This is a genomic window from Lacipirellula sp. (assembly GCF_965279485.1).
Lineage (GTDB): Bacteria > Planctomycetota > Planctomycetia > Pirellulales > Lacipirellulaceae > Lacipirellula.
In genome coordinates this window covers 2,721,500-2,747,382 of the sequence record NZ_CBDIIC010000002.1, presented here as the reverse complement: position 1 = coordinate 2,747,382, position 25,883 = coordinate 2,721,500, and the positions used below count along the sequence as shown (strand labels likewise).

At 62.4% G+C, this 25,883-nt stretch carries 19 protein-coding genes; 9 read left to right on the top strand and 10 right to left on the bottom strand.

Features of this window, described 5'->3' with window-relative positions; translation table 11 throughout:
* Nucleotides 1–205: 205 nt before the first annotated feature.
* Nucleotides 206–1,264, bottom strand: coding sequence for a hypothetical protein (locus ACQY7R_RS18590; protein ID WP_428307065.1), 1,059 nt, complete (start codon nucleotides 1,262–1,264; stop codon nucleotides 206–208).
* Between the two features lie 248 nt (nucleotides 1,265–1,512).
* A complete protein-coding gene (locus ACQY7R_RS18585) occupies nucleotides 1,513–4,647 on the bottom strand; it encodes a vitamin B12-dependent ribonucleotide reductase (RefSeq protein ID WP_428307064.1) in 3,135 nt (1,044 codons plus the stop codon).
* 607 nt (nucleotides 4,648–5,254) lie between these two features.
* Here ACQY7R_RS18585 and ACQY7R_RS18580 point away from each other — a divergent pair.
* The 3 genes from ACQY7R_RS18580 (at nucleotide 5,255) to ACQY7R_RS18570 (ending at nucleotide 7,452) form a co-directional block, all read left to right on the top strand.
* On the top strand, nucleotides 5,255–6,019 hold the full coding sequence (locus tag ACQY7R_RS18580; protein WP_428307063.1) for a hypothetical protein: 765 nt from the start codon (nucleotides 5,255–5,257) through the stop codon (nucleotides 6,017–6,019).
* Nucleotides 6,020–6,090: 71 nt separating this feature from the next.
* Complete coding sequence (locus ACQY7R_RS18575) at nucleotides 6,091–6,648, top strand: hypothetical protein (RefSeq protein WP_428307062.1); 558 nt, start codon at nucleotides 6,091–6,093, stop codon at nucleotides 6,646–6,648.
* Between the two features lie 60 nt (nucleotides 6,649–6,708).
* Nucleotides 6,709–7,452: a class I SAM-dependent methyltransferase gene (locus ACQY7R_RS18570; RefSeq protein ID WP_428307061.1), complete on the top strand. Its 744-nt coding sequence runs from the start codon at nucleotides 6,709–6,711 to the stop codon at nucleotides 7,450–7,452.
* A 125-nt stretch (nucleotides 7,453–7,577) separates the two neighbouring features.
* Here the strand turns inward: ACQY7R_RS18570 and ACQY7R_RS18565 are convergent, their stop codons facing one another.
* Together ACQY7R_RS18565 and ACQY7R_RS18560 are read right to left on the bottom strand one after the other, a co-directional pair.
* Nucleotides 7,578–8,369, bottom strand: a complete 792-nt coding sequence (locus ACQY7R_RS18565; protein WP_428307060.1) for an NIPSNAP family protein — start codon at nucleotides 8,367–8,369, stop codon at nucleotides 7,578–7,580.
* 198 nt (nucleotides 8,370–8,567) lie between these two features.
* Nucleotides 8,568–12,218, bottom strand: a complete 3,651-nt coding sequence (locus ACQY7R_RS18560) for a mechanosensitive ion channel domain-containing protein (RefSeq protein ID WP_428307059.1) — start codon at nucleotides 12,216–12,218, stop codon at nucleotides 8,568–8,570.
* A 276-nt stretch (nucleotides 12,219–12,494) separates the two neighbouring features.
* Between ACQY7R_RS18560 and ACQY7R_RS18555 the strand changes: the two genes are divergently transcribed.
* Nucleotides 12,495–13,163, top strand: coding sequence for a hypothetical protein (locus ACQY7R_RS18555; protein ID WP_428307058.1), 669 nt, complete (start codon nucleotides 12,495–12,497; stop codon nucleotides 13,161–13,163).
* 83 nt (nucleotides 13,164–13,246) lie between these two features.
* Here ACQY7R_RS18555 and ACQY7R_RS18550 read toward each other — a convergent pair whose 3' ends face one another.
* Nucleotides 13,247–13,795, bottom strand: a complete 549-nt coding sequence (locus ACQY7R_RS18550; RefSeq protein ID WP_428307057.1) for a DUF1579 domain-containing protein — start codon at nucleotides 13,793–13,795, stop codon at nucleotides 13,247–13,249.
* A gap of 461 nt (nucleotides 13,796–14,256) precedes the next feature.
* Between ACQY7R_RS18550 and ACQY7R_RS18545 the strand changes: the two genes are divergently transcribed.
* Nucleotides 14,257–15,426 carry a DegT/DnrJ/EryC1/StrS family aminotransferase gene (locus tag ACQY7R_RS18545; protein WP_428307056.1) on the top strand — a complete coding sequence of 390 codons (1,170 nt, stop codon included), beginning with the start codon at nucleotides 14,257–14,259 and terminating at the stop codon, nucleotides 15,424–15,426.
* A gap of 391 nt (nucleotides 15,427–15,817) precedes the next feature.
* Here ACQY7R_RS18545 and ACQY7R_RS18540 read toward each other — a convergent pair whose 3' ends face one another.
* The 5 genes from ACQY7R_RS18540 to ACQY7R_RS18520 all read right to left on the bottom strand — a co-directional run bounded on the left by ACQY7R_RS18540 (nucleotide 15,818) and on the right by ACQY7R_RS18520 (nucleotide 20,487).
* On the bottom strand, nucleotides 15,818–16,363 hold the full coding sequence (locus ACQY7R_RS18540) for an HYExAFE family protein (protein ID WP_428307055.1): 546 nt from the start codon (nucleotides 16,361–16,363) through the stop codon (nucleotides 15,818–15,820).
* 346 nt (nucleotides 16,364–16,709) lie between these two features.
* Nucleotides 16,710–18,047 carry a histidine--tRNA ligase gene (gene hisS / locus ACQY7R_RS18535; RefSeq protein ID WP_428307054.1) on the bottom strand — a complete coding sequence of 446 codons (1,338 nt, stop codon included), beginning with the start codon at nucleotides 18,045–18,047 and terminating at the stop codon, nucleotides 16,710–16,712.
* Between the two features lie 150 nt (nucleotides 18,048–18,197).
* Nucleotides 18,198–18,656, bottom strand: a complete 459-nt coding sequence (locus ACQY7R_RS18530) for a YkgJ family cysteine cluster protein (RefSeq protein WP_428307053.1) — start codon at nucleotides 18,654–18,656, stop codon at nucleotides 18,198–18,200.
* Between the two features lie 279 nt (nucleotides 18,657–18,935).
* Nucleotides 18,936–19,502 (bottom strand): NUDIX hydrolase, encoded by a 567-nt coding sequence (locus ACQY7R_RS18525; protein ID WP_428307052.1) that lies wholly within the window; start codon nucleotides 19,500–19,502, stop codon nucleotides 18,936–18,938.
* A gap of 259 nt (nucleotides 19,503–19,761) precedes the next feature.
* Nucleotides 19,762–20,487: a lipoate--protein ligase family protein gene (locus ACQY7R_RS18520; protein WP_428307051.1), complete on the bottom strand. Its 726-nt coding sequence runs from the start codon at nucleotides 20,485–20,487 to the stop codon at nucleotides 19,762–19,764.
* A gap of 46 nt (nucleotides 20,488–20,533) precedes the next feature.
* Between ACQY7R_RS18520 and ACQY7R_RS18515 the strand changes: the two genes are divergently transcribed.
* The 4 genes from ACQY7R_RS18515 (at nucleotide 20,534) to ACQY7R_RS18500 (ending at nucleotide 25,867) form a co-directional block, all read left to right on the top strand.
* The gene (locus tag ACQY7R_RS18515; protein ID WP_428307050.1) at nucleotides 20,534–21,685 is read left to right on the top strand and encodes a HEAT repeat domain-containing protein; all 1,152 of its coding nucleotides are present in this window, start codon (nucleotides 20,534–20,536) and stop codon (nucleotides 21,683–21,685) included.
* Nucleotides 21,686–22,016: 331 nt separating this feature from the next.
* Complete coding sequence (locus ACQY7R_RS18510; protein WP_428307049.1) at nucleotides 22,017–23,180, top strand: hypothetical protein; 1,164 nt, start codon at nucleotides 22,017–22,019, stop codon at nucleotides 23,178–23,180.
* Between the two features lie 130 nt (nucleotides 23,181–23,310).
* The gene (locus ACQY7R_RS18505) at nucleotides 23,311–24,270 is read left to right on the top strand and encodes a MerR family transcriptional regulator (RefSeq protein WP_428307048.1); all 960 of its coding nucleotides are present in this window, start codon (nucleotides 23,311–23,313) and stop codon (nucleotides 24,268–24,270) included.
* Nucleotides 24,271–24,484: 214 nt separating this feature from the next.
* On the top strand, nucleotides 24,485–25,867 hold the full coding sequence (locus ACQY7R_RS18500; protein ID WP_428307047.1) for a hypothetical protein: 1,383 nt from the start codon (nucleotides 24,485–24,487) through the stop codon (nucleotides 25,865–25,867).
* Nucleotides 25,868–25,883 lie beyond the last annotated feature (16 nt).

The window sequence follows — 25,883 nt, the reverse complement described above, 5'->3', positions numbered from 1 at the left end:
CAGGGATGTTTGAAAGGGTGGCCGCGACACTCGGCCGCGAGGTATGGTCAATTCACTGTGACGATGCCGGCCGCGTGTCGGGGTCGCGCTAGCGACAGGAGTTGATGGAGCTTATCCCTGGATAGCCTCTTGTTGCTGATGCAACATGACACGCTGGCGGCTAGAGCGGTTCGGAGTGGAGAGTAGATTCGCCAGAGTGTCGGTGCTACCTGCTGTGGTTGTCCGGAACTTGGGGAGGCATCCAGGAGAAGTCAATTCCCTCTAGGTTGAACACGACGGGCTTTTGAGGATTGGCATATTCAGTTTTCGGTGGCAATTCCTGTCTAATGAGTTGCGTCATCGCTTCTTCAAATCGAGCACGAAACGCATCTGCTAGATCGTTAACAACCTTGTGTTCAGATGTTTCGGGATGCATGTGGGCGAAGACGTGAGAGTCAAACCCATTAGTTACGTTCCACGTTGATACGCAGAAAATAGCCTCAATCTGCGTCGTGTCTTTGCGGACGAATCGTTCAACTAGAGGGCCAAATTCTTCTTCCGGAAAGCTTTCATATCCTGTGTTGAGAAATATGAGGCCACCGCGTGCGCTATCATTGTTAATTAAGCTCTTGGTAGAGCGAATCTGTTTGGAGGCAGACTTCACCTGTCCTTGGATAGGGCCGCTGATAATGTCGAAAAATTGCTGGCGGTCGATGTCCGACAGTATCGAAGGGTCGATAGCGATGCCGCTATCAGCTGTTCGGTATGGGGTGAATAGTTTAGCTAACTTCGCCTGCCTTTCGGGCTTCTCGAGGCCTTCTTCTTGCAGGTCTTTCAGCTCGAAAATCCATTCGCCAATTTGATAGTCGGCAATTCGATTGAGATTGTCTGTGTCGAGCCGGGTTCCCCCTACGTCTTCCACGACTCTGTCGATGAACTGCTCGGTCACGCGAGGCGGCAGTAAAAGAGGTAATGCATCTGGGCCTGATCCAAAGTGCCTCGGAAATACCTTCATGGAGACGCCGTTGCGGCGAGCTTCCAGGAAATGCTTCCAAGGCTCTCCGCCTTGTTGGCGAATGCGTTCCTCAATGATTCGATCGCATCCTTCGACTTTGGCGATTTCCCAATGCGTCTTCTTAAGAGCTAACCGAGCCATTTCTATGGCTTCGTCATAGGAGTCTGCTTGGACAAATAGGACTATTTTTGCAGGTTGCCACTCGCGATAGTTGCGGTTGTTACGCGTTGGTTTTGCGAGCACACATACTCGGCCAATCGGAGTAACCATGGTCCTGAAGTTTCTTTAAATGGGGGAGTTGGCTGATCTACCTTGAGTTCGAAGACTGCTTGAAAGCAGCAAAACGGGCGTCGAACAAGCTCGCGGCTCGTTCGACGCCCGTTGCGGTGTCACCCGGTTTTTACTCGCAGCGGAACTCTGGCCGGACCCCTCGGAGTACCTCGGGGTGACAGGGTTCTTGTTGCAGGGGAAGACAAGGCCGCGGGGGTGAACCCCGCGGCTCGCCTTTTTCTTCTCGCTTAGCTGCAGCCCATGCTGTTGCCGCAGTTGTGGCAGAGGTAGCAGTTGCCGTTGCGGACGGTGATCGCGCCGCAGCCGTCGCACGCCGGGGCGTCGATTTGGAACTGCGCGAACTGTTCGCTGCGGATGTTGGGGCTGGCGGCGTCGCTCTTCGTCAGGACGCCGGCTCGTTCGAGCAGCTTGGCGCTGTAGAAGGAGTTGCCGTTACCGGCGGCTTTCGGGTTCGAGCCATTACCGTTCTTGCCGTGACCGTTCGTGTGACCGTTGGTCTTGGCGGCCGGAGCCGGGGTCGGGGACGACCCGGCTCGCTCGGACGATTCAGGCTTCGACGGAGTTTGGGTCGGGAGCTTTTGGCTGCCGGCCGATGCTTCCGAGCTGCTGGTCAGCCCGCCGGCCTTCTTGGCGGCGGGCTTGTGCTGTGTGTCCGAAACCTCGTCGTCGCCGGCGGGGTTCATCGACGGGCTGACGCCTTCGAGCGGCAGGCCCAAGCTCGCTTCCTTGTAGCCGGGGAGGAACGTGATTCCCATCCAGCGGAAGATGTAGTCGATCAGGCTCTTCGCGATGCGGATGTCGGGGTTCTTCGTATGTCCTTGAGGTTCAAACCGCATATGGCTGAACTTGCGCACATAATCTTCCATCGGCACGCCGTACTGCAGGCTCATCGAGACGGCCGTGCCGAAGGCGTCCATCAAACCGCCGATGGTCGAACCTTCCTTGGCCATCGTGATGAAGAGCTCGCCCGGGCGGCCGTCTGGGTAGAGGCCGACGGTGATGTAGCCTTCGTGACCGGCCACGTTGAACTTGTGGGTGACCGACTGACGGGTGTCGGGCAACCGTTCGCGGCGAGGCTTGGCGATGACGGCGGCTTCCTTGGCCTTCGCCTTATCGGCTTCGGTGCCGGTGTTCAGCGGTTGGCTTTCCTTCGAGCCGTCGCGGTAGATCGCGAGGGCCTTCAGGCCGAGACGCCAGCCGTCGAAGTAGGCCTGGGCGATGTCCTCGGTCGTCGTGTCGCGCGGCATGTTGACCGTCTTGCTGATGGCGCCCGACAGGAAGGGCTGGGCGGCGGCCATCATCGTGACGTGAGCTTGCCAGGCGATGCTGCGGGTGCCGTTGCGCGGCGTGAACGCACAATCGAAGATCGAGAGATGCTCGGGCTTCAAGTCGGCGGCGCCTTCGATCGTGTCTTCCTTGTTGATGAAGTCGATGATCGACTCGATCTCAGGTTGCTCGTAGCCGAGGCTGGCGAGAGTGGCCGGGACGGTTTGGTTGACGATCTTCAGCATGCCGCCGCCAGCGAGCTGCTTGTACTTCACCAGGGCGATATCAGGTTCGATGCCGGTGGTGTCGCAGTCCATCATGAAGCTGATGGTGCCGGTGGGGGCGAGCACGGTAGCCTGAGCGTTGCGGAAACCGTGGGCGGCGCCAGCGGCGACGACCTCGTCCCACACCTGCCGCGACGCATCGCGGAGGTACTCGGGGCACTCGGGCTTGATGTGCTCGGTCGCGGCGCGGTGCATTTCCATGACGCGGAGCATCGGTTCGCGATTCAGCTCAAAGCCTTCGAACGTGCCGACGGCTTCGGCAAGTTCGGCGCTCGTCAGATTGGCGGCGCCGTGGAGCAGGGCCGTCATAGCGCCGCAAACGCCGCGACCAGCTTCGCTATCGTAGGCCATGCCGCCCGCCATCAGCAGGCTGCCGAGGTTCGCGTAGCCGAGGCCGAGCGGACGGAAGGCATGGCTGTTGCGAGCGATGTCTTGCGTCGGGTAGCTGGCGTGATCGACCAAAATTTCCTGGGCGATGAAGTAGAGCCGGCAAGCCGCGCGGAAGCGATCGGCGTCGAACGTGCCGTCTTCCTGACGGAACTTCATCAGGTTGATGCTCGCCAGGTTGCAGGCCGTGTCGTCGAGGAACATGTACTCGCTGCACGGATTGCTGGCGTTGATGCGGCCGCTGTTCGGGCAGGTGTGCCAGTTGTTGATCGTCGTATCGTACTGGACGCCGGGATCGCCGCAGTGCCACGCACAATCGGCCATGCGGTTGAGGACGTCGCGAGCTTGGTAGGAGGGGCCGGCCTTCTTCGGGTCGGTAACCCAACGGGTGGTCCACTCGGCGTTCTTCTCGACGGCGTGCATGAAGTCGTCCGTCAGGCGAACCGAGAGGTTCGCGTTCTGGAACATGATCGAGCTGTAGGCTTCGCCATTGAAGTTCGACTCGTAGCCGCCCTTTTCAATCAGGACGCGAGCCTTTTGCTCTTCCTTCCACTTGCATTCGATGAATTCCATCACGTCTGGATGCCAGACCTTGATCGACTGCATCTTGGCGGCGCGACGGGTCTTGCCGCCCGACTTCACCACAGCGGCGACCTGGTCGTAGACTCGCATGAAGGAGAGGGGGCCCGAGGGCTTGCCGCCGCCGGCGAGCTTTTCGCGGTGCGAGCGGAGCGTCGAGAGGTCGGTGCCGGTGCCGCTGCCGAACTTGAACAACATGGCCTCGCTGCGAGCGAGCTCCATGATGTCTTCCATGTTGTCGTCGACGTGCTGGATGAAGCAGGCCGAGCCTTGGGGGAACTCGTAGGGGTTCTCCGGCTGAACGACTTCGCGGGTTTGCGGATCCCAGCGCCAGTTGCACTTGGCGCCGGTGACGCCGTACTGGTGGTAGAGGCCGACGTTGAACCACACGGGCGAGTTGAAGGCGCCATGCTGGTGGAGGCAGAGCCACGACAGGTCGCGGCAGAAGCGCTCGCCGTCTTCGGCGGTGGCGAAGTAGCCGTCTTCGAGCCCCCAATCGGTGATCGTGCGGACGACGCGATGGATCAGCTGGCGGACGCTGTATTCGCGTTGGTCGGTGCCGACTTCGCCGTAGAAATATTTGCTGCAGATGACGTTGGTAGCGAGCTGCGACCAGAACTGCGGCACTTCGCAGTTGGTTTGCTCGAACAACACTTCGCCGTTCTCGCCCTTGATGGCGGCGCTGCGAACGTCCCATTGAACGGTGTCGTAGACGTCAGCCACCTCGACGGGGCAGAACTGGGCGTCGATCTTGAGCCGTCCGTGGAAGCGCTTGGCGGCACTGCGCGTGGAGCCAGCGGGACGGGATTGGGTGCGTGCAGCGAGCGAAGCGTCGGCCATCGCCATAATCAAACCTCCTGTTTCGAGTCAGTCAGAAGGGCATCCTACCATTGTGTACAAAAGTACACACCCCAGCAATCAATCGGCATCGTCGCCGGTCGATCGTAGTACTCTCGTACTACATTTTGGGGAGTCGCTATGAAAACCCTCGGGAAAGGCCGAGGGGAATCAATAAATTCCACTATATATGGTGGTGGATGCCCTGTTGGACACCATATCCAGCGGAGGTGAGGGGACGATCTTACACCTTCGCCAGGAGGCGTCAAACAAGAGTTTGTGGTTTCTCTAAGGTGCTATCACACAATGGGTTGTGGCTTGTGTGAAGCGGTGGCGTCAGCTGGATGAAGGGAATGTGAAGATGCCTAAACCATTATACGCTTGAGGGTTGCGGAAAACCTGGAGCAAAGCGGAGAAGGCCGGCTGATTTCAGGGCGGGGATGCGCAATTCTTAGGAGCGAAACCGAGGGCGCCTTACCTGGGATGCGCAAACCGCCAAGTCTGCCAACCCATCTGGGGGAGAGTCCCTATCGCGTCGCGGGAAGCGACACGATACGCTACGCCGCCCCTTTTCTTTCCGGTCTCCCCCAACCCCTGCGACGCGTCTCTTCATTCCATGTTGCCACGCTGGGGCATCGTGTTGCTGGGGGTAGCGCTCGGCGCCGGTTGCAGCGGTTCGCGCTGGGCTCGCGACGATCCCGACTATGCCGCGAAGTACCCGCAGCACACCGACAACGTGGCGAAGATGACGAAGCAGGCCGTCGATGCGCGGCATGTAAAGGGGAAGGGCGGCCCTTATGCCGGGCTATCGGGGGCGGGCGATCCGTTTGCAATGGGTGGCGAAGCGGGTTGGTTTCAATATCCGACATCGTATTTGGAGTGGCACGGCGGGCTCGCAGGCCTGCTGTACGAGGGCGAAGCTTCGGCCACCGGCGGCGCGACGATCGGGGCGCGTTTGCAATCGCCGTCGCGTTTGGCTCCCTTTGTCGGCGTCGGAACGTACGGCGGGTACACGCCCAAAATGTTTCAAGATAGTCCGAATTTCATCGATGACGACGCAGATGGGCAGATTGACGAGGCCGACGAACTCGGCAAGGACGGCGTTTTGGCCATCTACCCGGAGGCGGGCGTTCATTTCTGGCTGACGCCGGAATGGCGGCTCACCGGATCGGCGAGCTATTGGACGGCGGTGACTGAGAAGGCGGACGGTTTTTGGATGTGGAACATCTCGTTGGCTCGAATTACGCATCCTGGCGCCGCGACGAGCCAGTTGGGAATGGCAACGGCCGCGCGCGAGGGAGGTTGGGAGCCGGGGGACGGGGCGAATGCGGCGGAGTTCGATGCGATTCAGGCGGAGATTCCGGCAACGCTGGAACCGTAGTTTGCGGGCGGCGAGGGAGCGTGAGGGCTCGATGGGCGTTGCCGGTTGACGAGCCTTCATGGGCGCCAAAGATGCCCTCCGTCGGCGTCGCGTGGTACGATAGTGCGATGCACTTTCCACGTCGGTTTCGAATCACCACGTTGCTGATTGCTTCGGCGATGATCGCCTTGGCGGCGGGCGGCGCGCGCATGTGGTACGACGTGCAAGTGGCCCCGCAGCGGGCCGATGAGGCGGCGCTCGCAGCTCCTGAGATGCGCGGCGTGGTCGATCGGTGGTCTGGTCCTGTGGCGACGTGGCGCGGCGGCGGGAGACGCGTTCAACACCTGTGGTTCGACGAGGCCGAGACGTTTGATGCGGCCGCGGCGCATCTGGGCGACCTGACGGCCGTAGAGTCAACGTTCGTGTTGGCGCGGCAGATCATGCCGCATGCCGCCGCGGCGGCGCGCGGAGAGCGTGACGAGGTCATCGAAGCGTGGCGGCGTCATCCAGCGTTGCGGATGGTGGAGATCGACGCTTCGGTTCGCGGGGCCCCGATGGGCGGCGCCGTCGAACTGTACGATCAAGAAGATCGGGCAATGCTAGCGAAAGCGTTGCCAAAGGTGGAGATCGTGTGGATGGAAGTTCACTAGGCCGAAGCGTTGCGGCTAACCGCTGCGAACCTGGCGTCGCGATCGAGCTTCCTTCCCCGCATGAGCAACGCCGACTATCGCTGGAATCAAACGCAGGCCGTCGTCGATTACGATGCGGCGGCTCCGGTCATTCATCCGCAGTATGTGACAGTGCAGGACCAACTGCTGGCGGCGTTGCCTTATGCGGCGAACGTTGCGTTTCGGCTCGTCGACGTCGGCGGCGGTTCGGGGCGGTTGGTCGAGCGGGTGCTTGAGCAGTTCCCCAATGCGACGGCGATCGTGATGGATCAGTCGGAGCCGTTTTTGGGCGTCGCGCAGCAGCGGCTCGAACGGTTTGGCGCCCGGGCGTCATTCGCGCTGCAGCGGCTGCAAGATGACTGGCCGACGGCGATCGGGCCGGTCGACGCGGTGGTAAGCACCTCGGCGATTCACCATCTCGAACCGGCGGAGAAGCAGACGCTGTTTGCGAAGATTTTCGCAGCGCTGCCGAGCGGCGGCGTCTTTCTCAACGGCGACGAACATCGGCCGGCGAGCGATGCGGAGTTTCGTACGCTGCTCGAAGCGTGGGGGCGGCACATGGAGTCGTCGCTCGTCGCGGGGACGATTCCGGCGTCGTTCGATCAAGTGATCGCGAAGTGGCGGCGGCGGAATCTTGACGAGTTTGGCGCGCCGGCGAAGAGCGGCGACGATTGTCATGAAACGATTGAGACGCAGGTTGGGTATCTGCGAGCGGCGGGGTTTGACCCCGTCGAGGTTCCTTGGCAACGCGAGCTGTGGGCGCTGTTTGTGGCGCGCAAGGTGTAAAGCACGCAGCAGAACAAAAATAGCCCCGACCTAGCTAGGTCGGGGCTATTCGTATGTCGGCTGTTCGACTGATTGGCTCGGCGGCGTCTCTTGCGATGGACGCCGCCCCCGGGCGGAGCCCGGGGCTAGATTTGCGAGTAGTCAGTCGGTTCTAGGAACAGCTTCGTGATCGCGGGTTGCGTGTCGGCGTACTTCGCGTCGTCGCGCATGCGGATGAAGTCGGGGGATTCGAGAAACGCCTTCCAACCTTTTTCGTTCGCCGCCATGTCGGGGGCGGCGAGCATGTACTTCAGGTTCGGCTGGTCGTCGCCGACAAGCGTTTCGCCGAAGAAGACGTTTTCAAAACCGCACTTCGGGAAGATGTCGCACTCGCCGTCGTTGAACATCGCGACCTTCGCGCGGGCGCGGTCGTCGTTGTGGTTCTTGTAGGTGCGGAGTTCGAGGACGCGCGGCTTCTGGGCCGGCGGCGTGATCTTGGGTGCGGCGGTGAACGCGAGCATCAGCGAGCTATCGATGCCGTCGTAGGCGGGCGACTCGCGCTTCGCGGTGCGGTAAGCGTTGGTCGCTGCGGTGAACGCTTCGTCGGCTTCGAGTGCATCGCGAGCGGCGGCGAATGCAGCGGGGTTCGGGTAAACGAGCAGCACGTGAACCGACGGGCCGGCGTCGGGACCGATTTCAGTGAAGGCGCCGACGGGGCCGAGGCCGAGTTTCTTCCAAGCGGGGAGGGCAGCCGACTTCAGGTAGTCGTGCAGCGCGGGTTGCTGGGCTTTGTCTTTGAGTCGGTAGGTGCGCCATTCGTAGAGTTCGCGTTCGCCTGGGGCGGGAGCGGCGGCGAGCAATTGGGAAGTCGCCGCTAAGCCGCACGCGGCGACGGAGGAGGCGGTGAGGGAGGCTTTGAGGAAGTTACGGCGTTGCATGATCGCTGGACCTCGGCGGATGCGTGGGCGGAGAAGCGGCGGCGGGTCGAGAGGCGAGGCTTCGACCGTCGGCACATTGTAGTGGAATTGGCGGCCGTCTGCAGGCGAGCGCGGCGCATGAAAAAAGCCCCAACCTAGCTAGGTCGGGGCTAGTTGACGCGTTGTGGCTATTCGGACGCGGGCTACTAGTGCACGCTATTACGCGGCGCTGTGTTTGCCGTTCTTGGTGGAACTCGCAGCGTCGCTCTTGCCGCTGAACTGTGCATGCGGCGCCGGGATCGGGTGTCCATGCTGGTCGCGGAGGAAGCGGACTTTCATTTCGCGCGGCGGAGAGGCGACCTCGATGCCGCCGTTGCGGAGCTTGCGGTCGATCGTTGAGTAGAGCTGGTGGATCGTCGCTCCGCGGTGTTCGAGCGTCGGCAGGAAGCAACGAAGCGCGACCTTGAGGCCGGCTTCCGTGATTCCTTCGAAGACGGCGCTGGGCGATGGTTCCGTGAGGAGGTGCGTCTGTTCGCGGGCCGATTCGAGCAGCAACTCGCACGCGCGGTCGGTGTCGGCGCCGTGCGAGAGGAAGAGCACCACTTCGATGCGGTTCATCTGGTCGCTGAGGGTCCAGTTGAGGAGTCGCTCGGTGACGAGATCCTTGTTCGGGACAATGTACTCTTTCCGGTCCCAGTCAATGATCGTGGTCGCCCGCATGCGAATGCGGTTCACGACGCCCGTTTTGTCGCCGAGGGTGACGATGTCGCCGACGCGAATCGGGCGTTCGAATAGCAGGATGATGCCGGAGACGAAGTTGGCGAAGATTTCTTGCAGCCCGAAGCCGAGCCCGACGCTCATCGCGGCGACGAGCCACTGGATTTTACCCCAGTCGCCGTCGAGGCAGTTGAACGCGACGATCAGGCCGAGGGCGGCGAGGACGTATCGCGAGATGCTGGTGAAGGCGTAGCGGGTGCCGCCATCGAGCGGCAGATGCTGCAAGATCGCGAGTTCGAGTAATGCGGGAATGTCGCGCACCGAGACGAACGTGACGGCGAGCACAATGAGGAACGACGCGAGGTGGCCCCAGGTGAGCATCTCGGCGCCGGGGAGCTTGTGGCCCGCGGGGTAAGCGAGGGCGGGGAGGACCGCGGCCCAAATAAAGAAGAGGCCGACGGCAGTGGTGAAGCCGAGGAAGGTGCGGACGAGCGTCTGCGTTTGCTCGCTGAGAGCGGCCAGGTCGACTGTGTCGTCGGCGGCTTCCGGAGCGGGAGGATCGGCTGAGTCGGTTTCGACCGCGGCGAGGAGTTGAGCGCGGCGTTGCTTCGCTTGTTCACGCGCGAGTTGGCGGCGGTTCACGAGGAGCCAGCGGCGAGTGAGGCCGCCGAGCGTGCTGACGGCGAGCAGCATCGCGACTGTTTCAAGAATGCGGACGGCCGACTGCATCGCGGTGTAGTAGTAACCGACCGCCGCCATGACGGCGAGCGTCGCCGGCAGGAACGTTACGGCGGGACGCCAAACGACTTTGAGCGGCTTCAGCCAGCCGCCGCCGATGAAATTTACTTGGCGGAACGGCGACTTCTTCGCGAGCAAAATGCGGTGGAGGAACTTCGACAGCGATAGCATCACCGTGATGAACAACACCCGGCCGAGCGATGAGCTCCAGTGCGAAGTGATTGTCGTCGGGTCTTGTTGTTGCGTGTCGAGCCCGACGAGCCACAGCACAAGCGGCAGGCTGAAGACGGCTAGCCAGTTCATGCGGCGGCGGAGGTGGTGGAGGCAGGCTTCCGACCAATCGAAATGGGCATCGGCCAGTCCGCCGCGTCGGCAGAGGTGCCGAGTCAGCTCGATGAGCAGCCAACACACGGCGGTGAAGCGAAGCGACGCGCTGAGCGAGCGGACGAACTCGGTGGAGCTGAGGCTGTCCATCGTCCAGCCGAGGCAAGCGAGAAGCGTTGGTCCGGGGAGGGCGAGCACGATGGTGAGCCAGAGCGCGTCGACGGTGGGACGGAGGCGGATGCAGCCGCGCTTGGCGGCTTCTTCGCCGAGCTCGCGCAAACGGTTGCGGGCGGGGCGTTGGGCGACGAGCAGCAGCGTAAAGCCGATGATGAACAAGGCGACTTGGCCCGGTTTGGCCTGAGCGGATTGGACGATCGTGCGGCCGGCGTCGCGCCAGTTGGCAGGGTCGAGGCTCCAGCGACCGGCGTCGAGTGCAGGAAGCCAGTCGGCGCGCGACAGCGGCTGGCAGCTACGGATCCAAAGGACGCGCTCGGCGATGAAGCCGGCGTAGCGATCGGTTTCGGCAATAAGTTGCGTTTCGTTCGTCTGCAGCTTCGCCAGCTTACCGGAATAGTCGTTGAAGTTGTCGACGAGCTGTTCGAGCAGCTCGCGTTTCGCTTCGAGGAGTTGGCGGATCGAGGTGCGAGTGGCATCGCTCAGGTCGCCGGCTTCGGCAGCGAGCTTGTCGGCTAGGTCGTTGAGGTTGGAAAGCTGCGACTGCTGATCGATCAGTTCGAATTGTTCGAGCAAGATGTCGGCGATGCGGGCTTCGCGCTGGACGCGATGACGCCGTAGGGCGCGGAGGTTGGGGAGCTTTGCCTGCTGCTCGCGGAGAAGCTGGCCGTTGACCGCGGCGAGTTCGTCGACTTGGTCTTGCTCGACCGCCTTCGCGTACTTGTCGGAGAGATCGCGCAGCGCGGCGGTGCTGACGCTGAGTTCTTTGGCGATGGCGTTGAGCTCGGCGACGACTTCCGTGCGGCGTTCGGCAAGCACTTTGTTGTCTTGCGCGAGGGCGACGAGCTTCTCTTGCGCGAGACTGACGGTTGGTTGGCTGGCGGCGTCCTCGACTGCTTTCGCGGCAGCGGCGACTTGGCTGGCGGCCTCGTTCTGTCGGCGCTCGCTGATCTGGCTTTGCAGTTGGGCGAGGCGCTTTTCCTTGTTGGGAACGTAACGGGCGTAGTAGTCGCGGCGGAGCTTGATGAGTTGCGCGCCATCGGCGTAGAGGCGTTGTTCACGGCCGAGCAGTTGGAGCGCCGCCCGCACCGCCGTTTGGGCTTGCAGGAGCGAAGCGCGGCGAGCGATCGTGACGACGTCGCTCACTTCTTCGCTGCCGATGGCGTCGAGGTCGGCGGTCAGTTCCTTGAGGCGGAGTTGAGCGTCGGCGATTTGCTTCGGCATTTCCGAAATCCGCTGCGCGCGGCGTTTCGGCTCGGCGATCATCGCCGCGAGTTCCTTGCGGCAATGAGCGAGCGAGACTTCGTTGTTGGCGGCCCGTTCTTCGACCGCCGCGAGCGATTCGCCGCTGACGTCTTGAGCGGGCGGAAGCGGCTTGGCGAGGCGCTCCGAGTAGGTTGCCGTCTCAGCCGGCAGTTCTTTGAGTTGTTTTTCAAAACCTTGTGCGGCGGTGATCTGTTGGACGGCGACGTCGTACGACTCGATCGCTTGCTGGTAGAACGCGACCGCTTTGGTTTTGTCTTCATCGTTCAGTCCAGCCGAGTCGAGCGACTTGAGGCGTTGCTCAAGGTCTTCCTTCGTTTTGGGGTCGAGGACGAGAAGTTCGTCTCGGGGGCGGTCGCTTTCATCGTTGCCGTCGGCGGAAGCGGAGGGCGTCGGGGCGGTGGCGAGAGCGGCTTCGGGCGGCGCCGGAGTTTCTGCGGCCGCCGGTGCGGCGGCAGGCGACGCGGCGGTTTCTGGAGCGGAAGCGACTGGCGCGCTAGTGACAGGGGCGGGCTTGACGGCGGCAGGAACGGCGACCGCTGGAGACGCTGTGGGTGGCGCGGGAGTTCGCGCGGCTGGTTGAGCGAGCGCGATGCCAGTCAAGAACGTTAGGAGCAGACTAGCGACGATAAAAATGCGAAGCATGCGAATCATGGCGTGCCATCCTTGGCAGTGCGGGCGCGGCTCCCGGCGGGAGTCGTGCGCGCCCTCCTCAGCGCGCGGCGGGACGTTGTTATAGTCGCTCGGCGGCGAAGTACAAACCTCGGTGGTGCTAGCAGCGGCGAGAGATTGGAGGCGGGAGGTCGGAGGTCAGGAAATGCGGGGACTGTGGAGACGTTTTGGCATCTGAGTGCAGCGTCGAGCGTGACCTATAGTTACGGGTGGTCCGATTCTTCCAGCGACGACGAACAGGTACGACGAGGCGAGGGCATGGCGATCAATCGAAATACGAAGCTGGCGATCGGCGCGATTCTCACGCTGACGGCGCTGGCCATCGTTGGCGGCCTCTTGTTCCGCGGCGAGTACGCCACGACGCAAGGAGCGGCGCGGACGTTCACGATCAACGACAACTTCACCAGCGTGCGGAAGGTGCTCGTCCGCACCGACTCGGCGAAGCAGATCGTCACGATGGGGGGCGGCAGCGAGTTCATCAGCCAAAAGTGGCAGGCCGGCGGGGCCGACCCCGGCGGAACGCTGCGGGATCTCATCGAAGATCCGAACTGGCGGATCGAGCTCAACGGCACGCTGAAGGTGCTCACGAAAGACAGCTACATCGGCGAGCATGAGATCGCGCTCGAGCAGCACGTCGTCATCACGCCCGACTCGCTTGTGTCGGAGGTCCACCTCAAGGAGCCGACGGCGCGGCTGAAGAAGTACGACATGACGACGAGCTTTAATCGCGATCCGCAGAGCGGCAACACCGTCGTCAACCTGGCGCTGACGCAGGAGATTCTCACCAACGCGCCGTGGTTTGCACATGGGATCGCCGACCGACGGGTGTTGGCATCGGTCGAGACGACGCTGGCGAACCAGGAAGAGGCGATTCGTAAGGTGATCGCGGAGAACATCGGCGACGTGCCGATATTTCCTTTGCGGTAGCTCCCAAGCGCATTCAGACATTAAAAAACGCCGAGGCCCCGCTGGGGACCTCGGCGTTTTTGTTTTTAACTGCCGCTGCCGACCTACTTCCGCCGCGTGTACTTGATCTCCATCGACTTCCACCACTCGTCTTTCTTTCCTTCGACCGGCATCATCATTTCGAAGACTTTTGAGTCGGCGCTTTCGATGCGGGTGATCATTTTGCTGCTCGACGGTTTGCCGGTGCCCATGTCGACGCCGCTGGCGAGCATCGTCGAGGTTTTCGTCTTCTCATCGTAGGTTCCTTCCATCGTCTGCAGGAAGGGGCTCATCGTGTCGATCCAGGTGCCGACGTACTTTTTCTTTTGCGGGTCGTAGCCGAGCTGCATCCGACCGGTGTACTTCATGCCGCCAAAATCGCTTTCGAACTTGCTGAGCAGCCAAAAGCTGCCGAACATTTCGTTCGTCTCGGAGCCTTTGCTCGTCATCGGCTCCGAGTCGGCGGTGGGCCAGAGCTTCACTTCGGCATCCCAGACGCCGACTTCCGAGGCGAGGTGCTTGTGCTCGGGAAGGGCCGGCATTTGAGCGCGAACGGCGGGTGCGACGGCCGCTAGCAGTAGCGCGGCGAGGAGACAACGAGTGAGCGAACGCATGGCGAAACTCTCCTGGGTGACGGACTGTTCGGGACAAGCGAGGCGAGATTATCTCGCGCCGAGGGCGGGGCGGCAATTAGCCGGGGCGATGAGTTGCAGAAACCGGGAGAAATGCCGGGGGGATTTCTTACCGCGAGAAGACTCAGAAGACGCCAAAAGTGAAATGCGGAGAGAATTGAACCACGACGGCACGACGAACGCGACGGAAGGGAGGCTGTTCTTCGCTGTTTTTGTATTTCCTTTGCGTCTCTGCGCCTTTGCGAGAGATTTCTGAAAAACAGGTTTGACGCGAAGACGCGAAGGACCTGACAGCGGCAACCTTCCGTGGTGCTAGCACGCGTGATCGACGGGATTGACGCTCCAGCGCGGCAGTTCTATTCTCTCGGCCGCGCTCGCTCAGGAAGTAGCGGGCCGATGCTAGCTCAAACCACTGACATCCTACTGCAGGAAGCAGCACGCCGATGAACGCCGCCGATTCGACTGTCGCCCCGCCCGTTCCGATGCTCGACGTCAACCGCCAGAACGGCCCGTTGTTGGCCGAGATGGAACGCGCGATCTCCGAAATTGCCCGCACTGGCGCCTTCGTCCACGGCCCGGCCTGCAAGAATTTTGAAGAGGCGACCGCCAAGTATTGCGAGGTCGAACACGCGATCGGCTGTGCTTCTGGCAGCGATGCGTTGCTCTTGTCGCTGATGGCCCTCGACATCGGCGCCGGCGACGAAGTGATCGTCCCCAGTTTTACGTTTTTCGCCACCGCGGGCGCCGTCTGGCGGCTCGGCGCGAAGCCGGTGTTCGCTGATCTGATTCCCGGCACGTTCAACATTGACCCCGCCGACGTCGCTCGCAAGGTGACGAAGCGGACGAAGGCGATCATCCCCGTCCACCTGTTCGGCCAATGCGCCGACATGGAAGGCTTGGCGGCGGCCGCTCCCGGCATTCCGGTCATCGAAGATGCGGCCCAAGCGATTGGCGCCGAGTACCAAGGGAAGAAGGCGGGTTCGATGGGCACGATGGGTTGCCTGTCGTTCTACCCGACGAAGAACCTTGGCGGCTGGGGCGACGGCGGCCTCATCACGACCAACGACGCGACGCTTGCCGCGAAGCTGCGGGTGCTGCGCGACCATGGCCAGAATCCTCGGTACCACCACAGCCTCGTCGGCGTTTGCAGCCGGCTCGATGCGATTCAAGCGGCCGTGCTGAACGTGAAACTCGCGCACCTTGACGACTGGGCGGCGGGCCGCGAGCAGAATGCTCGTCGCTACGCGGCGCAGTTCGCGCGGCTCGGCGTCGATCGGCAGCTTGGTTTGCCGCAGGTAGCCGACGGCTGTGCGATGGTCTGGAACCAATTTACGATTCGCGTCCCCGGTGGTCGCCGCGACGCGCTGCAGCAGTTCCTCAACGAGCGGAAGATTGGTTCGGCGATTTACTATCCGATTCCGTTGCACCTGCAAAAGTGCTTTGCGGCGCTCGGCTGCCAGCCAGGCTCGCTGCCGCACAGCGAGCAGGCGTCGGAGGAAGTGCTGAGCCTACCGATCTATCCGGAGATGACCCGCGAGGAGCAAGATCGCGTCATTGGGGCGATCGCCGAATTCTGCGGCGTGGCTAGCGGCAGCGTGCAGCGGGCTGCATAGTTGCTTGGCCGCGAAGAGGCGCAAGCGACGCGAAAGAAGAATAGAGATAGGAGAGGGGCTCAACCTGTGGTTGAGCCCCTCTTGTTTGTGTTGTTTGTGCCTTCTCGGGGCTATCGCTGCAGCTCAGTCGGCTTTGAACCGCTTGAAATCTTCAGCGCGGCCGCTGGGGCGGAGGGTGCCGAGGCAGCCGAGGATGACGGTGAGGAGGACGAGGGCCCAGGCCATAGGAATACCGTTGCGAGTTGCGAGTTGCGAGTTGCGAGTGTGCTGGAGGTCTGTCGCGACCTTTTAGCCTAATCCGAAATAGGGCGGGCGACAATCCGCCATTGTTTGCTGAGGAAAACGGTGGCGAGTCTCCGCTGAGCCACGTGATTCGTGGTGTTTTTACTCCTCAGTTCTCGCTACTCGAAACCCGCGACTCGCAACTCCTCCCCAGCAGTTCGTCAAACGGGGCGGCGGCTTGGCGGAAGAGGGGGGCGGGCATCGAGACCGTTTCCCATTTAGGCGAGAGGGGTTTGGCGAAGCGGATGTAGTCGGCGGCGCGGACGGCGAGGAACGCGTACCGCTCGCCGCGGAACCAGTAGAGGTCGTCGGCCGGTACTGGCGAGCGGTCTCCGACGACGTGGTAGACGAAGCCGAACAGGGCGAGGCTTTGCGGGCCGAACTGCTCTTGCCAGCGAGCGAGACAGCGGAGGTCGTCCCAGGTCGACCAGTTACGCCAGTATTGCGGATTCGTCACTCCGCTGGGGAAGCGACGCCCTTTCACGTCGACGAGCAGCGTCGCGCCGTCGGCGGGCGAGACGAGAAAGTCGACGTTCTTCAGCGAGCCGGCGGCAATGCGACTGCGACGGGCCTCGTCGACGGCGACGTAGGCGACCTGCCGCGACTGGAGATAGGACTCGAAGGCGGCTTCGTAGTGGTTGTCGCGTTTGGCCATAGGAAAAAATCTCTCGCAAAGGCGCAGAGGGGCAAAGAAATACGCAAAGAAGAATCGATGTTCATCCTTCTGCCTTTACCTCTGCGTCTCCGCGCCTCTGCGAGAGATTTTACAGTAAAGGGTATGAATAGGACGCGGATTAATGCGGGTTGGGTGAATTGTCGCCGGTGAAATGCAGAGAAGGTACATGAAGAACCTTCGCCAACCTCCTGCAGCAACGAATTACTGCAGGTTTTTGCTTCCCGCATTTCCTTTGCGCCTTCGCGCCTTTGCGAGAGATCTTAATAAAGAATGTCTCACGCAAAGGCGCGAAGGCGCAAAGAAGGGAGAGGAGGGGAAGAAAGGCCTAGTCGGCCAGGAGGGGCTGTAGGGCGGCGAGGAGGGGGGAGGGCTCGTTGCCGTTGTAGGGGACCGTCACGCCCGTCGCGGCTTTGAGGTCTTTGACTTGGCACTCGCCGGCGGCGAATTCGGTTTCGCCGATGATGATCGCCGCCTTAAAACCCTGCTTGTCGGCGTACTGGAGCTGCTTGCCCAGTTTTTTTGCTTCGGGGTAGACCTCGACGCCGATGCCGGCGGCCCGCAGTTGCGCCGCGAGCTTGAGGTAGTCGTTGCGGCGGGCGGCGTCGAACATGCAGATGAGGACTGGCGCCGGAGTTTTCACGGCGTCGAGCCGGCCGAGCTTTTCGAGCGCGGCGAGCAGGCGGTCGAGGCCGAGCGAGGCGCCGACGCCGGGGAGTTTTTGGTTGGTGTAGAGGCCGGCGAGGTTGTCGTAGCGGCCGCCGCTGGCGACGCTGCCGATCTCGGGGAGGTCGCCCAGGATCGTTTCGACGACGATGCCGGTGTAATAGTCGAGGCCGCGGGCGATAGACGGATCGAGCTGGATTCGGCCCGCGGGGACGCCGGCCGCGGCGGTGGCGGCGACGAGTTCACGGAGTTCGGCGACGCCCCGTTCGCCGGTGACGTTGCCGGCCACCAGCGGCGTCAGCTGGTTGAGGATCTTCTCGTTGTCGCCGCTGAGCGACGCCATCGCGATGAGGGCGTCGCACTGGGCGTCGGTCGTTTCGGCAGTCCGGGCGAGCTCTTCGCGGACGCCCTTGTCGCCGATCTTGGCGAGCTTATCGAGCGCTCGCAGCACCGCGGCGGAGCGGTCGCCGAGGCCGAGCTTTTCGAGCATGCCGTTGAGCACGGCGCGATGGTTCACGCGTACGGAAAAGTTATCGACGCCGAGCGCCGTGAACAGGTCGTTGATGACGAGCGTCATCTCGATGTCGGCCGTGATCTCGGTGACGCCGATCGTGTCGAAATCGCACTGCATGAACTCGCGATAGCGACCGGTCTGCGTATTCTCGCCGCGCCATACCGAGGCGATGTGGTACCGCTTGAACGGCAGGCCGAGCTCTTGCTGGTGCTGAGCGACGAAGCGGGCGAGCGGTACGGTGAGGTCGAACCGCAGGCCGACGTCTCGGCCGCCATGGTCCTGGAACTTGTAGAGCTGCTTGTCGGTTTCGTCGCTTCCCTTGCCGGTGAGAATTTCGAGGTACTCGAGCGCCGGGGTGTCGATCGGGCGAAAGCCGTAGCTGCGATAGACCCGCCGCGCGGTCTCGATGATCCGCTCCCGCGGCATCATCGCCTCGGGGAGATAATCGCGGAAACCTTTTAATGTGCGCGGCTGAATGAGGGCCATCGGGCGGACAATCTCTTTCTAACTGATAATGCAAAGACTAACCACGAAGGCACGACGATACGAAGTAATGCACGAAGAACTCAGCTTGCAGGCTGTTGGCAATTCCTTCGTGAACCTTGGTGCCTTTGTGTCTTCGTGGTGAAGTATTTCCTACGCCAGCACCGCCAGCGGGTTCGGCTTGCGGCTGCGGATCGACTTGCCTGGTTCTTGAATGACGGCTTCGGTGTATTCCCACACCTGTTCCGGCGTTTCCAAGTAAAAATCGTAGGTCCAGTCTTCGTCGTACTCGCAGTTGTCGGTCGTGTAGTCGCGGCAGATTTGAGGGCGGGTTTCGTAGATGCCGCAGCGGTTGTCGTGGCCGAGGTGTTTGCAGGTCGTGTGGACGAGCATGTACCAATCGTCGTCTTCTTTGAACACGCTCGCCCGGTCGTGGAGCAGGAACCAGCGGAGGAATTCGAACTCCTCAAAGCTCTCGGGGGTGTCCATCGGCAAGGCGAAGTAGCGGCAGCACTTGGCCGTGCAATATTCACAGAGGTGCTGACCCTCGGGAAGGTTCTCGCGATTGATGCGAACGGCGCCAAATGGCGTGGCGGTCGGAAGGGTCGACATGCAGTGGTCTCGTGCGGGTCGGCTTGGGTTTTGGGGTGGGGGTAATTTAGCAGATTGACGGAGGAGTGTCAGTTGTCCGTGGTCTGTGGTCAGTTGCGGGGAGAAGGGGAGCGAGAGGGCGTTGCGAAGGTGCAGGGCGCGAGCCGGGGCGTCCTCGCCCCCGGGGGCGTGGCGGAGGGGGAATGCAGCGGCGACAGCAGCAACTGACGACTGACCACGGACAACTGACGAAACCGCAAATGCGCCGGGGGCGGGACGCCCCGGCTCGCCGACGACTTGCTAGTGAGCCGACTTGCGCCAGAGTCTGAGGACCGATTCTTCTTCGATCGTGGACTGCAGATCCTCCGCAGTAAACCAGCGGACGGCGTGCGATTCTTCGCTCACCTGCGGGGCGAGATCCCCCTCGGCGATGATCAGGAAGCGGACGTCGTGGTGCTCGTGGGCGTCCTCAACTTGGTTGCCGGCGGCGTCGTGGCGGGCGGGGATGATGTGAACGTCGACGTCGAGCGGCGTCGCCTCGGCGCCCGTGGCGGCGTGACGGAGGTTCGGCAGGCCGGTCTCTTCGGTCGCCTCGCGCATCGCCACGTCGGCGGCGTCGGTCTGCCCGTCGGCATGGCCCCCTGGTTGCAGCCAGCGGTTGAGCTTGCGGTGGTGGACCAGCAGGAACCGGTCGCGCTCGGGGGTGGTGATCCAAGCCGAGGCGGTGATGTGGCCGGGGCGGCAAGTGCGGTCGAAGCAGTCGGCGTGGGCGACGACAAGCTGGCGAATCCGATCAGTCATCGCCGCCTCGCTCGGATGGCGGCTGTCGTAGCGATCGAGCAGTTTCAGCAGCGGCTGACGGTGCATGATTTAATCTCGTCTCTTCTCTGCGACTCCGCGCCTCTGCGAGAGATCCGTCTTAAGAAGTCTCTCGCAAAGGTGCAGAGGCGCAACGAAATACGCAAAGAAGAATGAGGGGAGTTGGTTGTTTTTTTTTGACAGGATCAGAGGATCTCGCGGATTTACTGGATAATTCAAAAGACTGAATCGCGGACGGACAATCTCCTCCTTCATCCTGTTGCTCCGCGAAATCCTGTAATCCTGTCCATTCTTCGATCGGCTCAACCTACCACTCGACCGTGGAATAACGACTTGCCGCCAATTCAGTGGTACGGTCGCGGGGCCAGGCGGGGAGCGGTTCGGTGGCTCCCCAGGCGGCGGTGAGTGCGGCTTCGAGAGCTTCGCGTGTCGCGGGGAGGTTGGTGACGAATTGGCGGTGGTCGCGTTCGCCGCGGTACTCGGGACGGCGGGCGGGATCGGCGAGCCAGGTTTCGACTCGGTCGAGCGGAAAGTCGTAGAGCAGCGTGCCGTGGTAGAGGAGGTGGCCCCGTTTGAGTCGCAGGCTGTTGCCGGAGAATTTCACCGGCGGGTCGCCGGCGCGCTCGGCGGGAATCGTGAGATCGCTCGTGCCGTGGCGGGCGATGCCGGGGGCGAACGGGGCGAGGGCGGCGGCGATCGTGTCGAGCACCAACTCATGGGCGCGGTCGACGCTTCGCAATTCCGGCCGTCGCTCGGCGTCGAGCACCACCGCATACATCAGGCAGCCGGGGCCGGTGAGGATCGTCGCGCCGCCGCTGGCTCGACGCAACGCAGCAACGTCGTCGCGACGGCAGGCCTCGGCATGAACCTCGCTCAGCGGCGACGAACGGCCGAGCACCGCGAAGTAACCGGGCGATTCCCACAGTCGCAGGACTTCGCCCGGCAACTGGCCGTCGACGGCGGCGTCGAGGAGCGCCTCGTCGAGGGCGAGGTTGGCGGCGGGCGTTTCGAGCGTTAACGGCAGGTGGTACATTGGACAGGCTGTCGGCCCTTGGCAATCTCTTCAGAAGACTTCAGCGATGTCCTCCAGCATACCGCCGCAGAACGAGTTTTCGCAGGGCGTCTCCGATGCCGACAACCGCTACGCCCGGATGCGGACCTCGTCGGACGAGCTGCTGCCGCCGGTCGAGCCGCCGTCGGCGGGGTTCATCATTCAGCTGTTCGTCATCCCGGCGGTGATCGTCGCCGCGGTGGTGGGGATTTGGTTCGTCATCGAGACGCTCGCCCGTCGCGGCGAGCAAGATCCGGCCAAAATCGTCGCGGCGCTCCGCTCGAACAACCAGGCCCGGTTCCAGCAGGCAAAAGAGCTGGCCGACATGCTGCGGTTGCCGCAGCGTTATCCGGAGCTGAAAGTCAGTCACGAGCTGTCAGGCCAGATCGCCGCATACGTCAACGAAATGGTCGAAGCTGGCCGGCCGGAAGACGCCGAAGTGACGATGCGGATCTTTCTGGTGACGGCGCTCGGCGAGTTTCAGGTGGCCGACGGATTGCCGGCGCTGGTGAACGCGGCGCTCCACGATCCGCAGCGCGACGTGCGGCGGCGGGCGATCAACGCGATCGCCGTGCTGGCCGGTTCGATGGCCGCGCTCAAGCCGCCGCAGCCGCTCGTTGACGAGGAGCTTACCGAGGCGTTGCTGACGCTTGCCGACGATCAGGATGAACTCATCCGATCGGAGACGACGTTCGCGATCGGCGTCGTCGCGGAAGCCTCGGCGACGCAATCGTCGGAGGCCGATCCGCGGCTCGTTGAAAAGCTGGTGGTGCTCGCGGATGATCCGTACACCGACGCTCGGTTCAATGCGGCGGCAGCACTCGCGCGGCTCGGTCATCCAGCGGCGCCGGCGGCGGTGGCCGAGATGTTCGACGTCGATTCGCTCGCCGCGAGCGTGGCGGGGGAGAAGGCGCTCACCGAAGAGGTGACGGAAGAATCGCTCGCCAAGCAGCGAGCGTTCAAGCGGAACATGATCCTCAGCAGCGCCCTAAAATCGACCAATCGCCTGCGGGAGACGCCAGCGTTGCCAGCAGAGGCGTTTGCGCCGCTTGAGGAAGCGGTGGAGGGTTTTCTGAAGTCTTTGGAAAAACTTCAGAAAGAGGGACCCGTACCCGACGAACTCGTCGACGAAGCTGAGCGTACTCTCACTCGGGTCAAAGCGCGGGCGGCCGGCAAGTAACGGTCGTGCCGCCAATTCCGGCAAAGCTTGTCGATTGTGCCGGTTGTTGCGCATGGGGCGGTCTCTTTTGCCGCCGCGCGCACGACTTTCCCATTGAAGGGGTCGTGACCGCGCGTTCCGATGGAAGCAGCGTTTGCCTGCTAGCCTCGTCATAAGCGGCGTCGCGCATGACGCTTAATCCGTTGCTAGCAGAAAATTTCAAGTGTTGTGATTTGCCTTGCGCGCGTTTGTCTCCAAGACTCTCGTAGAGGGGAAGTCTCGTCGGACAACGCGAGCAGGGTAATTGCGCGTCCCGCAGATCTTCTCGGGCACTTTCGTTGGGGTGACTACGATGAAAACCGTTCGTGATGCGCTCGCCGTAGCGCTGGCCGCTGTTGTTCCGTTTGCGTCGACTCCGCAGTTGGCGATGGCCGATTGCTGCGGGCAGACCTACCGGCTGGAATGCCAGACGGTATACGACGAGCAGCAAGTCACCTCCTACCGCATGGAGCAGGAGACGGTCTACGACCAGGTGCAAGTCACCCGGCAAGTCCCCGTCTGGGAGACCCAGCAGCGCGAGCGCCGTTTCATGGTTTCGAAGCCAGTAACGGAAACGTCGACCCGCGAAGAACGCTTCACGGTGATGAAGCCGGTCTACGAGACCCAGCTGCGCGACGCCAGCTACGACGTCGTGCGCACGGTCGCCGAGACGAGCACTCGCGAAGAGCGGTTCGTTGTCCAGAAGCAAGTCTGGGAAACGGCTGAACGCGAAGAACAATTCACCGTGATGCGTCCGGTGGTCGAAACGGTGCAAACGCAACGTCGTTCGACCGTGATGCGTCCCGTGACGACGATGGCGACCCAAGTGATCGATCAAGGCTGCATGGTCAACCAAGTGACGATGTTCCAGCCGGCGCCGACCCGCCGCGGGCTGACGTGGATGGCCGCGTCGCCGACCGTCGATCCGACGACCGGCATCGCCGTCGTGCAACGTCCCGGCTTGGTGTGGGCGAACACGACGCCCCCCGCGCAAGCGGTAGTGCAACAAGTATGGAAGCCGAACCTCGTCGCCCAGCAAGTACCGGTGACGACGATGGTCGCGCAAGAAGTGGTTGAACAAGTGCCGGTGCAAGTGCAGCGCCAGGTTGCCGAGACCTGCGTTCGCAAGGTGCCGGTGCAGGTTTGCCGCACGGTGAACGAAGAGCAAGTTCGCCAAGTGCCGGTGACCACCTACAAGCAAGTCGTCGAGCGGGTGCCGCAGCAGGTCGAAGTGAAGGTCTGCAAGATGGTGCCTGAAGAGCATGTCCGCCAGATTCCGGTCACCACCTGCAAGTGGGTCCAGGAAGAGCGGGTTGAGAAGTTCGAAGTGCGGGTTTGCAAGATGGTCGCCCAGCAGGAGACCATTCAGCAGCCGCGCGTTGTCTGCAAGCAAGTGCCGGTGACGCAAACGATCCGCGTGCCGCGGACGATCGTGATGAAGGTGCCGATCGTCGAGCAACCTTGCTGTGGCGGTTGAGCCGGCGGTTTGCAATTGAATTGATAACCAATCGCAGCCCTGACCTAGCTAGGTCGGGGCTGTTTTTTGTGCGCAGTGGTTGCGGCCGCCGCGTTGACATCGTCTCGTCGCTCGTCGAGACTTGGCCACTATGGCCGACGATGCTCATGACGAACCTGCCGAAGCGGACGCGATCGCGATTCAGCGGCTCTACACGCCGGCGATGTTAGCCGAGCTCGTCGGCGTGTCGGTCGCCGCGATTCGGCGGTGGGAGCGGCAGGGGACGCTGCAGCCGGTGCGAGTGGTGCGGCGGCTCAGTCATTTTGATTTTGAGGAAGTCGGCGTCGCGCGGCGGCTGGCTCAGTTGCTCGCGGCCGGTTGCTCGCTGCGAACGGTCGACCGTCGGTTGGCCGAGATCTCCCGGCTGCTGCCCGACAATCCGCGACCGCTGGCCGATCCGCGGGTCGTCGTCGAAGGTCGACGACTCTTCCTGCGACTCGGCGACGATCTGGCCGAGCCGGGCGGGCAACTGTTGCTCGACTTCGACGAGACCTCGCTCGCGGACGACGACGAGGCGCCAGCGACAATCTCGATCGCTGCCGGCCAGCGATCGAAGCCCAGCGGCAACGGCGCTGCGTTGCAGACGCTCATCGAGCAGTTGCAGCAGGAAGCGATCGATTGGGAAGACGCAGGCCGGCTCGATCGGGCTGCCGAGTCGTACCGCACGCTGCTGCTGGCGGCGGGGCCACAGCCAGAGTTTCATTTCGCGCTCGCCGACGTGCTGTACCGGGCGAACGACTTGAGCGCGGCACGCGAGCGCTACTACTCCGCGCTTGAGATCGACGAAGAGTATGTGGAAGCGCGGGCGAGCCTGGGGTGCGTCCTCGCGGAGACGGGCGAGCTCGAACTCGCCGCGGCGACGCTTGAAGGGGCGCTGCAGTACAGCGCCGACTTTGCCGACGTTCATTATCACCTTGCGCATGTGCTCGATCGGCTCGATCGGCCGGCCGAAGCGCTGGAGCATTGGCGGACATTCCTCGATCTGGCTCCCGAAAGTCCCTGGGCCGCGGCGGCGCGCGACCGCTTGGCCGCCGCTGAGCGTGGCAATTGATGCTCACGCGTCAGTCGATGTTGCGCAGCCCTAGCCCCGGGCTCTGCCCGAGGCTAGAAATTATCTGCTCAGAATGACGACACGGCGGCCCGAACCCTGTAGTCGCAACTCCATAACCGGGTTGCACTTTGCGTCAATGCGCGTATTCTAGACCGACGGCCCAGCGGCCGCGACGAGTCCACTCCCCGCCGTCTTCTCAGCGCTTGTTGATCGCATGAGCGACATCCTGTTTCACTACGAGCGGGTTAGTCCCACGAGTTGGGCTTACTTCTCGTCGTTCTTGATGCTCGCGCTTTTCTTCAAGTTCAACCGCGTCTTCAGCATTCGGAATGTCGATTTGTTTCTGCTGATCGCGCTGGCGCCGGGGCTGCTGCTGGTGCAGTACAGCTACGATGCCGACGGAATTAGCGAGAATGCCCTCGAGATCCAGCAACTCGGTTTTCAATGGCTGTTCGCAGTGGGGATCCTGTTTCTCATTCGGCTGCTGATCGACCCCGCGATGACGCGGCGGCCGCTGCTCGATCCTAATATTAATGCCTCCGGCCTAACGTTTTTGGCTAGTTCGATTCTCTTCTTCTTGATGGCTAACGTCGTCACCGGTCGCGTGGCCCCAAACGACGCGGCTCACGCCTTGCCCGCCGCCGAGTTGAAGGCCAAAGCGCAGCAAGCCGAGGAGGACGACAGTTCCACCGATACCTTCGACACCGAAGGCCCCGGTTACTGGCTGATTTACCTCTTGCCGCGCGTCTCGACGCAGACGGTCATTGTGCAGTCCGAGGATGCGCCCCCCGAGACGACGGCAGAGAAGGAACAGCGCCAGCAGCGGATCGGTGAGATCACGACCCGCGTCGTCGCGATCTCCTCGCATGTGCTGATCGTCGTCGGCCTCGTGCTGATCGGGCTCTGGCATTTCGACAACCTCATCGCGGGAATCGCCTGCGCGACGATCTATTTGCTGCTCCCGTATACCGCGCGATGGTGCGGTGATCCAAAGCATTGCTTGCCAGCGGCGCTGTTGGTGTGGTCGATCGTCATGTATCGCCGTCCGATGGTGGCGGGACTGCTCATCGGCCTCGCCTCGGGGACGAACTACTACCCGTTCTTTCTGCTATCCCTATGGTGCAGCTTCTACTGGGAGCGGGGAATCAAACGCTTCCTGGCGGGGTTCTTCATCGCCATCGGCGTGCTGATCATCACGATGGCGTTCACCGCCGGCAGCCCCGACTTGTTCCTGGCTCAGCTGATGCAAATGTTCGGCATTCGTTGGCCGCGGCTTGCCCACTTGCAGGGGATCTGGCGGTTTTGGGATCCGGCGTACCGCATTCCGATTCTGATCGCGTTCATCGCGTTGTCGATTAGCTTCGCCGCCTGGCCGGGGCGGAAGAATCTCGGCGTATTGATCTCCTGCACGGCCGCGCTCATGGTCGGCGTCCAGTTCTGGCATGCCCACGGCGGCGGGATGTACGTCGCCTGGTATCTGCCGTTCCTGTTGCTCACAATTTATCGACCGAACCTCGACGACCGCATCGCGGCGACGATGGTGAGCGAAAGCTGGTGGGAGCAACGGCGCCGAGCCCGCTTGGCGCCGAGTCGGTAAGCATTCGAGACGCATG

Excerpts from the sequence above, each read along its gene's own strand:
- ACQY7R_RS18590 (WP_428307065.1), bottom strand. The coding sequence starts at position 1,264 with ATGGTTACTCCGATTGGCCGAGTATGTGTGCTCGCAAAACCAACGCGT.
- ACQY7R_RS18585 (WP_428307064.1), bottom strand. The coding sequence starts at position 4,647 with ATGGCGATGGCCGACGCTTCGCTCGCTGCACGCACCCAATCCCGTCCC.
- ACQY7R_RS18580 (WP_428307063.1), top strand. The coding sequence starts at position 5,255 with ATGTTGCCACGCTGGGGCATCGTGTTGCTGGGGGTAGCGCTCGGCGCC.
- ACQY7R_RS18575 (WP_428307062.1), top strand. The coding sequence starts at position 6,091 with ATGCCCTCCGTCGGCGTCGCGTGGTACGATAGTGCGATGCACTTTCCA.
- ACQY7R_RS18570 (WP_428307061.1), top strand. The coding sequence starts at position 6,709 with ATGAGCAACGCCGACTATCGCTGGAATCAAACGCAGGCCGTCGTCGAT.
- ACQY7R_RS18565 (WP_428307060.1), bottom strand. The coding sequence starts at position 8,369 with ATGCAACGCCGTAACTTCCTCAAAGCCTCCCTCACCGCCTCCTCCGTC.
- ACQY7R_RS18560 (WP_428307059.1), bottom strand. The coding sequence starts at position 12,218 with ATGATTCGCATGCTTCGCATTTTTATCGTCGCTAGTCTGCTCCTAACG.
- ACQY7R_RS18555 (WP_428307058.1), top strand. The coding sequence starts at position 12,495 with ATGGCGATCAATCGAAATACGAAGCTGGCGATCGGCGCGATTCTCACG.
- ACQY7R_RS18550 (WP_428307057.1), bottom strand. The coding sequence starts at position 13,795 with ATGCGTTCGCTCACTCGTTGTCTCCTCGCCGCGCTACTGCTAGCGGCC.
- ACQY7R_RS18545 (WP_428307056.1), top strand. The coding sequence starts at position 14,257 with ATGAACGCCGCCGATTCGACTGTCGCCCCGCCCGTTCCGATGCTCGAC.
- ACQY7R_RS18540 (WP_428307055.1), bottom strand. The coding sequence starts at position 16,363 with ATGGCCAAACGCGACAACCACTACGAAGCCGCCTTCGAGTCCTATCTC.
- hisS (WP_428307054.1), bottom strand. The coding sequence starts at position 18,047 with ATGGCCCTCATTCAGCCGCGCACATTAAAAGGTTTCCGCGATTATCTC.
- ACQY7R_RS18530 (WP_428307053.1), bottom strand. The coding sequence starts at position 18,656 with ATGTCGACCCTTCCGACCGCCACGCCATTTGGCGCCGTTCGCATCAAT.
- ACQY7R_RS18525 (WP_428307052.1), bottom strand. The coding sequence starts at position 19,502 with ATGCACCGTCAGCCGCTGCTGAAACTGCTCGATCGCTACGACAGCCGC.
- ACQY7R_RS18520 (WP_428307051.1), bottom strand. The coding sequence starts at position 20,487 with ATGTACCACCTGCCGTTAACGCTCGAAACGCCCGCCGCCAACCTCGCC.
- ACQY7R_RS18515 (WP_428307050.1), top strand. The coding sequence starts at position 20,534 with ATGTCCTCCAGCATACCGCCGCAGAACGAGTTTTCGCAGGGCGTCTCC.
- ACQY7R_RS18510 (WP_428307049.1), top strand. The coding sequence starts at position 22,017 with ATGAAAACCGTTCGTGATGCGCTCGCCGTAGCGCTGGCCGCTGTTGTT.
- ACQY7R_RS18505 (WP_428307048.1), top strand. The coding sequence starts at position 23,311 with ATGGCCGACGATGCTCATGACGAACCTGCCGAAGCGGACGCGATCGCG.
- ACQY7R_RS18500 (WP_428307047.1), top strand. The coding sequence starts at position 24,485 with ATGAGCGACATCCTGTTTCACTACGAGCGGGTTAGTCCCACGAGTTGG.